This window comes from Psychroflexus sediminis (assembly GCF_900099815.1).
GTDB lineage: Bacteria > Bacteroidota > Bacteroidia > Flavobacteriales > Flavobacteriaceae > Psychroflexus > Psychroflexus sediminis.
On the sequence record NZ_FNCW01000002.1, the window covers coordinates 275,472 to 290,397 of the forward strand.

At 40.1% G+C, this 14,926-nt stretch carries 15 protein-coding genes; 8 read left to right on the plus strand and 7 right to left on the minus strand.

The genetic code is table 11. The features are described 5' to 3' along the window. From BLP81_RS02730 to BLP81_RS02745, 4 genes are all read right to left on the minus strand, one after another. Window positions 1–393 (minus strand): ExbD/TolR family protein, encoded by a 393-nt coding sequence (locus BLP81_RS02730; protein ID WP_093365374.1) that lies wholly within the window; start codon window positions 391–393, stop codon window positions 1–3. A gap of 2 nt (window positions 394–395) precedes the next feature. Beyond that, window positions 396–1,085: a MotA/TolQ/ExbB proton channel family protein gene (locus BLP81_RS02735; protein ID WP_093365376.1), complete on the minus strand. Its 690-nt coding sequence runs from the start codon at window positions 1,083–1,085 to the stop codon at window positions 396–398. A gap of 76 nt (window positions 1,086–1,161) precedes the next feature. After that, window positions 1,162–2,388 carry a Glu/Leu/Phe/Val dehydrogenase dimerization domain-containing protein gene (locus tag BLP81_RS02740; protein ID WP_093365378.1) on the minus strand — a complete coding sequence of 409 codons (1,227 nt, stop codon included), beginning with the start codon at window positions 2,386–2,388 and terminating at the stop codon, window positions 1,162–1,164. Between the two features lie 92 nt (window positions 2,389–2,480). After that, on the minus strand, window positions 2,481–3,533 hold the full coding sequence (locus BLP81_RS02745) for an anhydro-N-acetylmuramic acid kinase (RefSeq protein WP_093365380.1): 1,053 nt from the start codon (window positions 3,531–3,533) through the stop codon (window positions 2,481–2,483). Window positions 3,534–3,723: 190 nt separating this feature from the next. On the opposite strand from BLP81_RS02745, the gene BLP81_RS02750 reads away from it, so the two are divergent. Together BLP81_RS02750 and BLP81_RS02755 are read left to right on the plus strand one after the other, a co-directional pair. Continuing rightward, window positions 3,724–4,866 carry an acyl-CoA dehydrogenase family protein gene (locus BLP81_RS02750; RefSeq protein WP_093365382.1) on the plus strand — a complete coding sequence of 381 codons (1,143 nt, stop codon included), beginning with the start codon at window positions 3,724–3,726 and terminating at the stop codon, window positions 4,864–4,866. A 642-nt stretch (window positions 4,867–5,508) separates the two neighbouring features. Then, window positions 5,509–5,814, plus strand: coding sequence for a GIY-YIG nuclease family protein (locus BLP81_RS02755; RefSeq protein WP_093365384.1), 306 nt, complete (start codon window positions 5,509–5,511; stop codon window positions 5,812–5,814). A gap of 92 nt (window positions 5,815–5,906) precedes the next feature. Here BLP81_RS02755 and BLP81_RS13515 read toward each other — a convergent pair whose 3' ends face one another. Beyond that, window positions 5,907–6,242, minus strand: a complete 336-nt coding sequence (locus tag BLP81_RS13515; protein WP_143002803.1) for a hypothetical protein — start codon at window positions 6,240–6,242, stop codon at window positions 5,907–5,909. Window positions 6,243–6,796: 554 nt separating this feature from the next. On the opposite strand from BLP81_RS13515, the gene BLP81_RS02760 reads away from it, so the two are divergent. From BLP81_RS02760 to BLP81_RS02785, 6 genes are all read left to right on the plus strand, one after another. Beyond that, a complete protein-coding gene (locus BLP81_RS02760) occupies window positions 6,797–7,057 on the plus strand; it encodes a thiamine-binding protein (RefSeq protein ID WP_093365386.1) in 261 nt (86 codons plus the stop codon). Then, window positions 7,041–7,679, plus strand: coding sequence for a nicotinamide riboside transporter PnuC (gene pnuC, locus BLP81_RS02765; protein ID WP_093365388.1), 639 nt, complete (start codon window positions 7,041–7,043; stop codon window positions 7,677–7,679). The genes BLP81_RS02760 and pnuC overlap by 17 nt, the downstream gene beginning before the upstream one ends. Beyond that, the gene (locus BLP81_RS02770) at window positions 7,634–8,188 is read left to right on the plus strand and encodes an AAA family ATPase (protein WP_093365391.1); all 555 of its coding nucleotides are present in this window, start codon (window positions 7,634–7,636) and stop codon (window positions 8,186–8,188) included. Before pnuC ends, BLP81_RS02770 begins: the two co-directional genes overlap by 46 nt. Window positions 8,189–8,195: 7 nt before the next feature. Continuing rightward, on the plus strand, window positions 8,196–9,740 hold the full coding sequence (locus BLP81_RS02775; RefSeq protein WP_093365393.1) for a DUF4301 family protein: 1,545 nt from the start codon (window positions 8,196–8,198) through the stop codon (window positions 9,738–9,740). After that, a complete protein-coding gene (gene arfB / locus BLP81_RS02780; RefSeq protein ID WP_093365396.1) occupies window positions 9,733–10,137 on the plus strand; it encodes an alternative ribosome rescue aminoacyl-tRNA hydrolase ArfB in 405 nt (134 codons plus the stop codon). The genes BLP81_RS02775 and arfB overlap by 8 nt, the downstream gene beginning before the upstream one ends. A gap of 136 nt (window positions 10,138–10,273) precedes the next feature. Further along, window positions 10,274–10,579, plus strand: a complete 306-nt coding sequence (locus tag BLP81_RS02785; RefSeq protein WP_093365399.1) for a GIY-YIG nuclease family protein — start codon at window positions 10,274–10,276, stop codon at window positions 10,577–10,579. A 505-nt stretch (window positions 10,580–11,084) separates the two neighbouring features. Here BLP81_RS02785 and BLP81_RS02790 read toward each other — a convergent pair. Beyond that, on the minus strand, window positions 11,085–12,203 hold the full coding sequence (locus BLP81_RS02790) for an NAD(P)/FAD-dependent oxidoreductase (protein ID WP_093365401.1): 1,119 nt from the start codon (window positions 12,201–12,203) through the stop codon (window positions 11,085–11,087). 120 nt (window positions 12,204–12,323) lie between these two features. Continuing rightward, a complete protein-coding gene (locus tag BLP81_RS02795; RefSeq protein WP_093365403.1) occupies window positions 12,324–14,831 on the minus strand; it encodes a phosphoenolpyruvate carboxylase in 2,508 nt (835 codons plus the stop codon). Window positions 14,832–14,926 lie beyond the last annotated feature (95 nt).

A 14,926-nucleotide genomic window follows, 5' to 3' on the forward strand; every position in this document is an offset into this window, starting at 1 on the left:
TTAGTTGGGTTTGACAGCTAATACGATTTTATACTTATTTCTGTTGGCAATATCCATGATTTGCACAGCTTTTTCAATGGGAACTCCTTCTGCAGCTCGCAAAATGATAGTAGGTTCTTCAATGCCAGTAAGTTTGGCTTCCAGTTCCCTTTCTATACGATTGGAATTGACTTCTTCTTCATTGATATAGAATTTTAAATCCTCTGTAATACTCACAGCTACATGCTGAGTAGAAGTGGTTTTTCCCTTGGCTTTTGGTAAAATTAGGTCCAAAGCTTCAGGGGTGATCACCGGCGACGTCAACATAAAAAAGATGAGCAGCAAAAACACGATGTCTGTCATCGAAGACATGCTGAAAGTGGCACTCACTTTATTTCTACCTCGTAAGTTCATAATTAACTGGGTTCGTTCAATAAGTCCAAGAAATCTACAGCGGTGGTTTCCATCTGGTGAACCACTTTATCGGTTCTTACGACCACGTGATTGTATCCGATATAAGCAATAATACCAACGATAAGACCAGCAACCGTCGTGGTCATCGCAGTGTATATGCCTTCGGCCAGCGATCCCATTTCAGCTTGACCACTACTGGTGGCCAGCTCATGAAAAGCAATAACCATACCTATAACGGTACCCAGGAATCCAATCATGGGTGCAGCACCGGCGATGGTTGCTAAAACACTTACGTTCTTCTCCAGTTTGTAAACTTCGAGCCGGCCGGCATTTTCGATGGCGGTATTGATGTCTTCCAGAGGAGAACCAATTCTTGAAATCCCCTTCTCGGTAAGCCTCGCTACCGGCGAGTTTTCTTGTGCACAACGGATTTTTGCCGATTCAATATTACCAGAAGTAACGCTGTCTTTAATCTGATTCATAAAATTCTTATCGGTTTTGGAAGCTGCTTTTATAGCGAAAATGCGTTCGAAATAAATGTAAATCGCAAAAAACAAAAGCACGGCCAAAATCAATATGATTATGGTTCCTCCGGGACCACCACTGAACATTAAATCGATGATGGATAGGGTTTTTTCTTCAACAAGTTCTTCTCCGGCAACAGGAGTTTCTTGAGCAAATGGTATCAACATGAGTTACGGTGTATTTATGATATAAACAACGCTAATGTAAGCAATTAATTTCATCACTAAAGAAGTATTTTCTGATCTAAATCAATTGCTTTAAAGCAATTTCTAAAGCCACACTGCTGATGTGCTTTTTGTCATTGTTATTTTCAAAGGTACGCTGAATAGCATTTTCGATAGTGTTGGAAATATCGTTAAAAATCGCTTCGTCGGTCATCAGGACTTTGCGTTCCATAAAGTAAGCAAAGACTCTGGCCATACCGCAGTTGGCAATAAAATCAGGGATTACACTGGCCTTCTGGTCGGCGTATTCCATAATCGGACCAAAGAAGATTTCCTGGTCTGCAAAAGGCACGTTGGCCCCGCAGGAAATTACTTCCAGACCATGCTCCACCAGACGATCGATTTGATTTTTTTGAATAAGTCGAGAAGAAGCGCAGGGGGCGAAAATCTCTGCGCCAAGAGACCAGAATTCTTCGTTGGCCTGGTCAAAAGGAATCAAATCCGGACTTTTTAAGGTGTTTCCTTGTTTGGCTAAAAATAGCTCTTTAATCTCCTCAAAACTATAACCGTTTTTATTGATCAATCCGCCATCTCGATCCAGGATACCTATGATTTTAACGCCCATTTTAGAGAGGTAAAAAGCAGCGGCAGAGCCTACATTTCCAAAACCCTGAATGATGGCGGTTTTCCCTTTAACATCACCTCCATAAATGTTGTAATAATGTCTTGCAGATTCTGCAACGCCATAGCCTGTACACATGTCTGCGACAGTAAATTTTCTCAGCACATCAGGTGTATAATCGATGTTTTCTATAACCTTAATAACGCCATGTCTTAGCTGTCCAATCCTATTGATTTTATCGGCTTCTGTAGGTTGAAAATGCCCGTTAAAAACCCCCTCCTGAGGATGCCAGACCCCGCAGCTTTCTGTAATGGGAATGACCTCGTTGATCTCATCTACATTCAAGTCACCACCGGTCCCGTAATAGCTTTTAAGCAATGGAGAAACCGCCTTATACCAGCGTTCTAGAACGGCTTGTTTTCTGGGATCATTCGGATCAAAGTTGATACCTGATTTCGCTCCGCCAATGTCTGGTCCAGACACTGTAAATTTGATTTCCATGGTTTTTGCCAAAGACAGCACTTCATGCTCATTAAGTCCTTCCCGCATGCGTGTGCCGCCCCCGGCAGCACCACCTCTTAGTGAGTTGATAACCGTCCAGCCTTCGGCTTCCGTTTCAGGATCCTTCCAGTGAAACACTATTTCAGGGGCTTTATCTTCGTATTTTTTTAAAAGTTCTTTCATAAGAAATCTTCGCTTTTTTGATGATTTTCTGGCAAATATATAGATTCATTGAGGCATTACTAATTTCAGCTTCATTAATTCTTAAAAATCTATTAAGGCAGGAAAACCTGACCGGAAGAATGATCTTGCGAAGCACCCGTAACCGAAGCCAAAACATTGACTTCTCCGCGCTCTTTCAAAACGCCTAAGAGTCCAAAAATCAGCGCTTCTTTGTAATTGATCACTTCAGCTTCAGGAAGGATGAGTTCAGACTCACTTTCCGCAGAAATCATCTCCATTAAATACCTGTTGAAAACTCCGCCACCGGTAAAAAGGACCTTTTGATGACCGGAAATGGCATTTGCAATTTGATGCGCGAAGTGTTGTGTGCAGGTGCTTATTATTTCTTCGGAACTCAATTCTGTAAGATTCAATAGAGGAAGAAATTCAGCTTCCAGCCATTCGATACCTAAAGATTTTGGCGGGGGTTTTAGGTAATACTGAAGCTTTTCAAGTTCACAGCGAAGCTCCGGGTTGGGGACTGAAGCCCTGGCTATTGAGCCGCTCTCGTCAAATTCTTTTCCCAGGCGCTGAGCAAAAGTATTTAAGATTTTATTGACTGGGCAGATGTCATAAGCAATGCGCTGCTTGTCTTTTTCAAAAGAGATATTGGCAAAGCCGCCCAAATTTACACAGGCCTCATACTCACCAAAAAGCAGGCGATCTCCAACAGGAACCAAAGGGGCTCCCTGACCGCCCAGGTCTACATCCTGTACCCTAAAATCGCAGATGACTTTGTGTTTGGTCAGACCAGCCAGCTTTGGCAGATTTCCAATCTGGTAAGTGAATCCCCTTTCGGGCTGGTGTAAAATGGTATGTCCATGAGAAGCGATAAAGTCAATATCAGATAAGTTGTTTTCGTTGATAAATCGATTGATAAAGTCAGCTAACAAAAGGGTGTAGTCTTCATCCAGGGCCTTGATTTGTTCTAAAGGCCAGGTGTGAGCATGTTTTAGTTTTTCTACCCAGATTGAGGAATAGGCATACGTACTGGCGGAATGAATTTCAAAAGAAAATTTTTCCCTTTTTTGGAAGCTGCAATGTAAAAGGTCAATTCCATCGAGGGAAGTGCCGGACATGACGCCGATGACAGAATAGGTTTTCATGAGTGCGTTTCTCTGCTTTCAAAATTAATTCAAAGTCTTCAAATTCTTTGCTGCTTATTCATTTTTTCTGAAGCAACATTCGTTACACGTATTTTACATTAATCTTAATTTATGAAAGCTTTGATTGAAAATTCTTTAGGTTAACCTTATATTTGTGTCAAATTTTTAATAAAACTGAAACAGAAATTATATGGATTTTAAGTTGACAGAAGAGCACGAAATGATTCGCCAGGCAGCGAGAGATTTCGCTATAAATGAATTGAAACCAGGAGTCATTGAGCGTGATGAAAAACAGGAATTTCCCACAGAACAGGTTAAGAAAATGGGTGAGCTTGGATTTATGGGAATGATGGCTTCTCCAGAGTATGGAGGCGGAGGAATGGACACCGTTTCTTATGTGTTGGCGATGGAAGAATTGTCAAAAATAGATGCCTCGGCTTCTGTTGTGGTTTCTGTGAATAACTCATTGGTATGCTGGGGGCTTGATACCTACGGTACTGAAGAGCAAAAGGAAAAATATTTATCAAAATTGACGACGGGCGAGAAAATCGGAGCCTTTTGTCTGAGCGAACCTGAAGCGGGGAGTGATGCGACGTCTCAAAAAACAACAGCCATCGATAAAGGGGATCATTATATCCTTAACGGTACCAAAAACTGGATCACGAATGGAGGCTCAGCAGAAATTTATTTGGTGATTGCACATACAGACAAACAGAAAAAACACCGAGGAATCAATGCCTTTATCGTAGAAAAAGGCATGGAAGGTTTTGAAGTGGGGCCTAAAGAACAAAAAATGGGTATTCGCGGAAGCGATACGCATTCGCTGACCTTCAACGATGTAAAAGTGCCTAAAGAAAATAGAATTGGCGAAGATGGCTTCGGATTTAAGTTTGCCATGAAAACTTTGGCTGGAGGAAGAATAGGTATTGCAGCTCAGGCTTTAGGAATTGCTGCCGGGGCTTATGAATTGGCTAAAGAGTATTCCAAAATTAGAAAAGCCTTTGGAACTGAAATTAAAAACCACCAGGCCATTGCATTTAAACTGGCAGACATGCATACCAGTATAGAAGCGGCGAGACATATGGTCATGAAAGCGGCCTGGGACAAGGACAATGGTAATAATTACGATTTGTCTGGGGCTATGGCTAAGCTCTATGCGTCGCAGGTAGCGATGGATGTGACAGTGGAAGCTGTGCAGGTTCACGGTGGAAATGGTTATGTCAAAGAATACCACGTCGAGCGAATGATGCGTGATGCTAAAATCACTCAGATTTATGAAGGAACTTCAGAAATTCAAAAAATAGTCATCTCCAGAAGTATCCTGGCAGACTAATTTTTGACATTAAAGCACAGTATAAGCCTGAAATTCTAATTTATAGAATTTCAGGCTTTTTTGTTTGTCATTCCGACGGTAGAAAGTACAAAGTACAAAGTAGAAAGTACAAAGTAGTCGGTAGCCGGTAGTCAGTAGGGAATAGAATGAAAAGCGATATTCGGTGTTCCAAAGTCTTTAAGTAAGCGTCATGGCTCGTGCATCTTGTGTCCTTATTCCTTGAACGGGTAAAGATTCTTCACACCATTGCATTTCGTTCCACGCCTGAGGCGGGACAGTGGGCCTTGTCATCCCGACAGAGAAGCTAATTTCTGCTTCGACGAGCCTGCCTGCGTTTCCTTGGCAAAGGCAGGGGATCTTTCCATAGGAAGTACAAAGTACAAAGTACAAAGTAGTCGGTAGTCAGTAGGGAATAGAATGGAAAGCGGTATTGGGTGTTTCATAGTCTGTAGTTAAGCGTCGTGGCTCGTGCATCTTGTGTCCTGATGCCTTGAACGGGTAAAGATTCTTCACACCATTGCATTTCTTTCAGAATGATAGTGAACCTTGTCATCCCGACGATAGGAGGGATCTCACTTTCGAGTAAAAAGAGGAGTATGAGATATTTTTCAGTAAATTGAGTAAATTTTCATCAGTCAAAAAATGAAAACACTTGGAACACACAATTACTATGTTTATATCCTAACCAATAAAAATAAAACGGTGCTATATACTGGTGTTACAAACAACTTACAACAAAGGCTTTATTTCCATAAAAACCCAACAGCCTTGTCAAAAGCTTTTACTACTAAATACAAATGCTTCTACTTGATTTATTTTGAACATTTTCAAGATGTAAGTCAAGCTATTGAGAGGGAAAAACAAATCAAGGGATACAGAAGGTCCAAAAAAGAAGCATTGATTGATGATTTTAATCCAGAATGGGAATTTTTGAATGATAAGATTTAAAGTAATCTCGACTATAGGAGAAGTTTAATGCTTTTCGATAGATAAAGATTCTTCACTCCATTGCATTTCCTTCTGAATGACAGTGGGCCTTGTCATCCCGACGATAGGAGGGATCTTTCCGTAGGAAGTACAAAGTAGAAAGTAGTCGGTAGGCGGTAGGGAATAGAATGGAAAGCGGTGTTCCAAAGTCTGTAAGTAAGCGTCGTGGCTCGTGCATCTTGTGTCCTGATTCCTTGAGGAGGTAAAGATTCATCAGTCGCTAAAAAGGCTCCTTCCACGTCTGAGGCGGGACAGTGGGCCTTGTCATCCCGACGATAGGAGGGATCTTTCCATAGGAAGTACAAAGTAGAAAGTAGTCGGTAGGCGGTAGGGAATAGAATGGAAAGCGGTGTTCCAAAGTCTGTAAGTAAGCGTCGTGGCTCGTGCATCTTGTGTCCTGATTCCTTGAACGGGTAAAGATTCATCAGTCGCTAAAAAGGCTCCTTCCACGTCTGAGGCGGGACAGTGGGCCTTGTCATCCCGACGGTAGAAAGTAGAAAGTACAAAGTAGAAAGTAGAAAGTACAAAGTAGAAAATAGCCGGTAGTCAGTAGGGAATAGAATGGAAAGCTGTATTCGATATAAAGTAGTCTGTGAGTTTTTGAGTGCTTAGTTTGAAATTTGTCCCGCTAGGGACTATCTATTGGTAAAACAAATACATCGCTTATCCAGCGTGCCGTAAGGTACGCCATATGGTATTTAGGGGTATACCGACCACCTGTCACTTCAAGTTGGACTGTGTAGCTTGTACCTAAAGACACAAAGCTATACGCTTAATTTTTTTATGTTACCGACTCAAAGTCCCTGGCGAGGTAATTCAATTAAAACAACCAATACCAATAACTTTTAATTTGGTGCATTTCAACTCACCTTTGCCTACTACTTGTTTTGAAAAGTTTTTCTTCTAATAAAAAATAGTATCCTTGCCATTCAAAAGGTAAACCATGAAAATTTCAGTAGAATTGACGCTTACGCCTATTCAGGATGATTACGAACCCATTATTATCGATTTCATTAAAGCCTTGCGTAACTCCGGACTTAGAGTTATAGAAAATCCGTTGAGTACGCAGGTGTATGGCGAATACGAGAAGGTGATGCAAATTCTGCAGGAAGAAGTTCAGACGGCTTTTGAAGCCATGGACCGTGGTTTGCTGCACATGAAACTGGTAAAAACGGATAGAAGTAAGTATGAGCCTCATTTTTGATTGGTTGTTTTCAGAATATGAAAACACCCCAACGCATTTTATTGTTTTAGAAATCATCGCGATTGTCTTTGGATTTTTGAGTGTTTTATTTTCAAAAAAAGACAATATCCTGGTGTTTCCCACGGGGATTGTAAGCACGCTTATCTTTGTTTACATCCTGTATCAGTACAGTCTTTTAGGGGATATGATGATCAATGCCTACTACTTTATCATGAGTATTTACGGTTGGTATATCTGGACGAGAAAGGTGGATGCATCGCATTTCATTCCCATTCAAAAAGCAACACCGCGAGAAAACATAAAATCGATTTTTATCTTTATCGGAACCGCCATTTTCGTTTCTGTGGTTTATGAATTTTTCGATAAATGGGAAGGATGGATCAGTTATATGGATGTACTGACCACAGGCATTTTCTTTGTGGGGATGTGGCTGATGGCCAAAAAGCGACTTGAAAACTGGATTTACTGGATAGTTGGGGACCTCATTTCTATTCCCCTGTATTACTACAAAGGCCTTACCTTTACTTCCTTTCAGTATTTACTTTTTACAATCATTGCTGTTTACGGATTTTTAGAATGGAAAAAGAACTTGAACAAACCCAAAGAGACCTTACTAAAATAGTACTCTTTGGTCCGGAATCTACCGGGAAATCGACCCTTGCCGAAAGCCTGGCCAGGCACTATAACACCGAATGGGTACCTGAATTTGCCAGAGCCTATTTGCAGGAAAAATATAACAATTCTGCAGAGATGTGTGCGCCGTCAGACCTGATTCCTATTGCCAAAGGTCAGATTCAACTCGAGAATGAAAAGGCAAAAAAAGCGAAAGATCTGTTGTTTTGTGATACCAATGTGCTTCAGACCTTAACTTATGCCAAAACTTATTATAAAAACTTTGAAGACCCCATTCTTGAAGACTGTGTGAAGCAACATCAATACGCGCATTACTTTCTGACGTGTATAGATACCCCCTGGGTTCCCGATGATTTACGCGACAAGCCCCATGAGAGAAAAGAAATGTTTGCTATATTTGAAGAGACTTTGATCAGCAGAGGGGTATCTTACACCGTTTTAAAAGGAAACCTCACTGAGCGTTTACAAAAAGCGAAATCAATCCTGAAAACATTATAAACCCATTATGAAATTTCATCCTAACGACCTTTCACGAATTCAAAAACACGAGCTCACTGCCGAGAAAATTGAGCAGGATTTAGAACATCTTAAAACCGGATTTCCCAAAGTTGAAATTGTGAAACCAGCTACTTTAGAAGACGGGATTATACAACTTAAAGGCGAAGAAAAAGCCGAATTGATGCGGATCTATCAAAATTCAAATCTTAAGGTTTTAAAATTTGTTCCTGCCAGTGGAGCTGCCTCAAGAATGTTCAGACTACTTCATCAATTTCAAGAGGAGTATCCAGCTTCCGATTTAAGTTTTGAAGAATTTTTGAATCAAGATCGATTTAAACCGCTCAAAGGTTTTTTTGAGTCTGTCGAGAATCTGGCTTTTTATGACGATTTAAAATCAGCTTTAAAACAAAAAGGAATAGAGGTTGAGGATCTTCCTAAAGGGGAAAAGGCCCTGAAGTTAACGCGTCAAATACTGGCAAAAGAAGGATTCTGTATGTCCGATTTGCCAAAAGGTCTCGTTCCATTCCATAAGTACTCTGAAGAAAAATTAACCGCTTTTGAAGAGCATTTTTATGAAGCCCTTAAGTATGCGGAGAAGGATAAAAAAGCTCAACTTCATTTTACAATTTCTACAGATCACTTCGATGCGTTTCAGGAGAAGTTAAAAGAAATCCAGTCTAAAATTAAAGACCAAACTAAAGTGAATTTCCAAGTCGATTTTTCTTTTCAACATCCCTCAACCGATACGGTATGTATAGATGCCAGTGGAGATTTATTTAGAGACAAAGATGGCAAAATTGTATTTAGACCCGCTGGACATGGGGCTTTGGTGGAAAACTTGAATCAGTTAAAAGCAGATATAGTTTTTATTAAAAATATCGATAATGTTTCTCATCAAAATTCAGCTGTAGAAAATATCACATCATCCCTGGATTATAAATCCGTTTTAGCCGGACTGCTTATTCAACTTCAGGAAAAAGCCTTTGCCTTATTGAAAAAACTGGAGAGGGATTCAGAGAATCAGGAGTTACTTGATGAAGCAGTTTCTTTTTTAAGAAAAGACCTGAATGTTCACCTGAACATAAAAGACAAACAGGATGTGTTTTATTTTCTTAACAGACCGATACGGGTTTGTGGAATGGTAGAGAATACCGGTGAACCCGGCGGAGGACCGTTTTGGATTAAGAATGAGGATGACAGCATATCCCTGCAAATTGTAGAAAAAAATCAAATTGATTTATCCGATCCGGATCAAAAGGAGAAAATGGAAGCCTCTACCCATTTCAACCCGGTGGATATTGTCTGTAGTATGAGAAATTATAGAGGAGAAGCCTTCGATTTGAAAAATTTTGTAGACAGAGATAGGGGATTTGTCGCTGATAAATTTGTAGGAGGAGAACCCATAAAAGGCCTGGAGCTGCCGGGACTCTGGAATGGAGGAATGGCTCTTTGGAACACGGTTTTTGTGGAAGTTCCAGTAGAGAGTTTTAACCCTGTGAAAGCGGTAATGGATTTGCTAAAACCCGGACATCAACCCCAGGCTGATGTTTGATACAAAACAGCTTCACAGCGAACTTGAATTTCAATTTGCTTTAAGTGGCGGCCCTGGGGGGCAACATGTCAATAAAACAGAGACCAAAGTTATCATCACCTGGTACCCTTTATCATCAGCTGTTTTTTCTGAAACTCAAAAAAACCGAATTCAAGAGAAATTAGCTTCCCGAATAAATGCAGAGGGGCAGCTTAAATTAAGCCTTGCTAAAACACGAAGTCAGCTTCAAAATAAAAAATTGGCGGTAGCGAAACTGGAAGATTTACTGGCAAAAGCCCTTCATAAACCCAAAAAAAGAATCAAAACCAGGCCTTCACGCGCTTCCAAATTGAAACGTCTTCAAAAAAAGAAACAGCATTCAGACAAAAAGCAGTTGAGAAAAAAACCGAAACTTTAAAGATTTATACCATACCGATCCCGAAGCTTCGGGAAAGCCTTTGTCATCCCGACGATAGGAGGGATCTCCCTTTCGAGTAAAAAGAGGAGTGTGGGATATTTTTCAGTAAATTGAGTAAATTTTCATCAGTCAAAAAATGAAAACACTTGGAACACACAATTACTATGTTTATATACTAACAAATAAAAATAAAACGGCACTTTATACGGGTGTTACAAACGACTTACAACAAAGGCTTTATTTCCATAAAAACCCAACAGCCTTGTCAAAAGCTTTTACTACTAAATACAAATGCTTCTACTTGATTTATTTTGAACATTTTCAAGATGTAAGCCAAGCTATAGCGAGAGAAAAACAAATCAAGGGATACAGAAGGTCCAAAAAAGAAGCATTGATTGATGGTTTTAATCCAGAATGGGAATTTTTGAATGATAAGATTTAAAGTAATCTCGACCATAGGAGAAGTTTAATGCTTTTCGAAAGATAAAGATTCTTCACTCCATTGCATTTCGTTCAGAATGACAGTGAGCCTTGTCATCCCGACGGTTCAAAGCACAAAGTAGCCAGTAGTCAGTAGGGAATAGAATGAAATGGGAAGGCGGTATTCGATATTCGGTGTTCCATATTCTGTATTTAAGAGTCGTGAATCATGTATCCTGTGTCCTGATGCCTTGAACCGGTAAAGATTCTTCACTCCAATGCATTTCGTTCCACGCCTAAGCCGGGCAGGCTGAATGACATTGAGCCTTGTCATCCCGACGGTACAAAGTACAAAGTGGCCACTAGTCAGTATGGAATAGAATGATATGGGAAGGCGGTATTCGATTTTCGATATTCCATAGTCTGTAGTTAAGCGTCGTGGGCCGTGAATCATATGTCCTGATTTATTGAAATGGCAAAAATTCATCAGTCGTTGAGCAGGCTCCTTCAGATTGACAAATCCATGTTCATGATTCAATAAGGTCCGCCAGGTCTTTCCCCACACTGCTTCCGATGGCAATGCCCATTCCTCCTAAACGGACTGCACAGAACACCCGGTCTGAAACTGGTTTTACAATGGGTTTTTTCTTTTCGCCTATGCCCAGAATTCCACTCCAGCGCTGATCGATTTCAACATGCTGGTCAGGTAAGATGAGATTTTTAAGCAAATCTTCCAAAGCCGTTTGAATACGCGAAGTGGTTTGCATAGCTGAAGTCATTTCGCGTTCCTTGTCCAGATTCCGCCCACCCCCGAGCAGGATTCGGTTGTGAACGTTTCTGAAATAATAAAAGCCTTCATCCAAATGAAAGGTTCCCTGAATTTGTAGGTTTGGAATGGGTTTAGAAATTAAAACCTGACTTCTGGCCGGAGTTACTTTTAGATTTAATAATTCTGAAGCAAAGGCATTGGTTGCAATGCAGAGGTGCCTGGTTTTAAAGCTAAAATCCCTCAGTTTGATATGTACCGACTCAGCATCAGATGAAAAAGAGGTGACCTCCGTGGAATTTAAAACTGAGATACCTTCAGATTGCGCTTTTCTCAATAGTGCCTGCATCATTTTACCAGTATCAATCTGTCCTTCAAAAGGAGTGAAAATAAGGTTTGGTAATGAATTTCCAAATGCAAATTCATTGGGTTTTAGTTGAAAAGTATCTGCCTTAAAAACAGGGCGCAGCATGTCGTTGAGCATGTCTAGATTGGCTTCGCACTGTTCAAAGCTGTCTTTATTTTTCTTGAGAAAAACTTCGTATCCCCCGTGTTGCTGATAATCGATTTGTTTTTCACCCAGTGTAGATTTCAATAATTCCAGCCCCTCAACGCGCTTCTGCACTAAATTCAGAAGCTCTTCTTTGTCGTGGTTTTGCAGATCAGAAAGCAATTCACTTGCACTGCCAAAGCAGGCAAATCCCGCATTTTTGGTACTTGCTCCCTGAGGCAAAATTCCTTTTTCAAGGACTAAAACTTTAGCTTTTGGAAATTTTTTCTTAAGCTGAAGCGCACAGGACAAACCCACAATACCACTTCCTGCGATGCAGAAATCTACATCTTTAAACCATGTGTTTTGTTCCCAATACGATAAATCCATGATGTGAAATTTTCAACAAATATAAGCCTCTCTAAATTTTTGATACAGCAGTAGTACAAACCATAGAAGAGGCTGGATTGAATCGGTTTTTTTCTAATGATGAGAACTTTAAACTCCTGTCTAAGCTGAATTTCGGCTTGCATTGATGTTTCCAAACAGAGCCCGAATCACCATTTTTTCGTAAATCTCCTTATTCGGGTCGTTTTCCTGAATTTTCTGTAAAGCATATTGCTGAATGCTGAGCAATGGTAAAACGATATCTTCTCGCATACTGATGGATTTTCTGGCTAAGTCTTCGTTTTCCATCAGTTCGGTTTGCTTTGTGAGTTTTAAGACAAGCTTTTTAGTAAGCTCATATTCTCGGCGTAAATTCTTCCAGAACTCTCCATATTTATTATCGTATTTCATGTAGGAAGTCAGGGGGAAATAGGATTTTTTCATGGACATGATGCTGTTCAAAACCAGTGATCTGAAAAAGGCTGAATACTCATACAGCTCTTCAATGACATGAAATTGGTCTGCATACGAATCTAGCGCAGTCCCCAGACCGTAATATCCCGGCACGTTTTGCCTAATCAGCCCCCAGGACCCGACAAAAGGGATGGCTCTTAAATCCTTTAAACTGAGTTTGGCATTTTGATTTCTTTTGGTGGGTCTGCTGCCAATATTTGTCGCACCATAATAGTTGAGTGTGGTCATTTCCTCGAGGTAAGGAATAAACAACTCGTGTTCTTTTAAGCTGACGTATTTTTCATAGCTTTTATCTGCTAAGTCAGTTAGTAATTCTTTGTGGTTCGGTTTCCAGCCTTTGTTTTGTTTAGACTTAACACCTGCCAAAAGCAACTGTTCAAAATTATAAGTGGCCTGTTCATGCGTTCCAAAAACACTGGTTATGGTTTGTCCCTGGATGGTGAGTTGAATTTTTTCATTGGCAATTTCATTGCCCTGAGCTGCATAAAATTGATGGGTTTTCCCGCCACCTCGAGCTGGTGGTCCGCCACGACCATCAAAAAAGACAACCTGATAACCCTCTTTCCGTGACAAAGTGGTCAGGCGTTCTTTGGTTCTGTAAATTTCCCAATTGGCTTTCAGATATCCGCCATCCTTGGTGCCGTCTGAAAAGCCCAGCATGATGTGTTGTTCTTTGTTTCGTTTGTGCAAATGCTTTCTATAAACTTTATTTTCATAAAGTGATTTCATCACTGCTTCAGAGTTATCCATGCCATCCATGGTTTCAAACAAAGGAACAATGTCAATGTTTATATCCTCTTCTTGGTACCCGCAGTATTTAAAAAGCGCATAGACCTGCAGTACATCAAAAATATGTTCTGAATTGGATATGATATAACGGTGCAGACCACGCTGGCCATTCAGTTCTTGGATTTCTCGAATTTGATAGACATTTCTTATCGTATCTACCACCAAATCATCCGAATAATCGTCTGGATGGATGGCTAAAGATTTTTGGGTGAGGTAGTTTAATTTTTCTTCTGAAGATAATTCATTATAATCAATGCCGAATTCCTTATTGAAGATGGCAGTGATTACTTGGTTGTGGATGCTGCTATCCTGACGAATATCCAAAGCGGCAAAATGATTTCCAAACAAATGAACCCGTCCTATGAAATCATCAATTAAGTCGATGTTCAGAGATTTGTAGTTTTCCACCACCAGAGTTCTTACGTGATACATGATCTCCAGGATTTCCTCAGAAGTCAGACTGGTTTTCGATTTGAAAATTTGTTTGTAAAGTTTGTCTTTCAGCTTATTCAAAGATTCATTAACTTCTCTGAAGGTGAGTTTCCGCATTAAGATTTTCAGATGATTGTAATAGCATTTCATGATGGTAATCCGCAACTGAGTTGCCACTTTATATGTGGTTTCCTTGGTCACAAACGGATTTCCATCCCTGTCTCCGCCTGGCCAGAATCCCATTTCCAATAAATTGGGGTTGAAGTCTGGGGGTAAGTGAGCCGCTTTAGCAACCTGATGATAAATTTTGCCTAAGGTCTCGTAATACACGTATCTCAAGTAGAAAATAATGCTTTCTGCCTCATCAAATGGAGTTGGTTTTTCTCTGTTTATAAAAGGAGTATAGGCCAGTTGCTGAAGTAAATTATCAATTTTGGTGATGCTATCGTTCTGAACTGCATGGCGAAGTTCATGCATGATGGTTTGTACGTTGTTGGGATAGAATTGAGTGGGATGAGCAGTAAAAACAACTCTCGAACTAAAGCTTTTCAAATGTTTCACCAAATCCTGGTAGTTTTCGCTATCTGTATGTAAGACATCTTCGATTTTTTGCTTTTTAAAACTCGGAAATGCTGCGTCTTCAATACTATCGAACAAGACGACTTGGCGTTCAATATATTTTATCATCTTAAATAGCAAATCATTTTTTTCTTGATCGGTTTTCAATTGGCTGTGATTCTCAAAAAAATCTTCAATAATCTCCTTAGGCTCCGCGTCTTTTCGGTAACCGTCTTTACTCAGTTTATGCAACAGAGGGATAAAAACACCTGTATAGGTTTTGTTCTCACTCGGGAGATTCAGAAATAAGCTATTGTAAATCAGGTATTTATTGGCTACAAGTTGTCTGAATTTTTCTACGCGTTCATCGTTTTGCATAATCTGTTGGATTGCGGGTTAAAGTTTTAGGACAAACCGAAGTTAGAACTCCAAGATCTGATAATTCAAAAATAAAGAAAACAATAAAATTAACA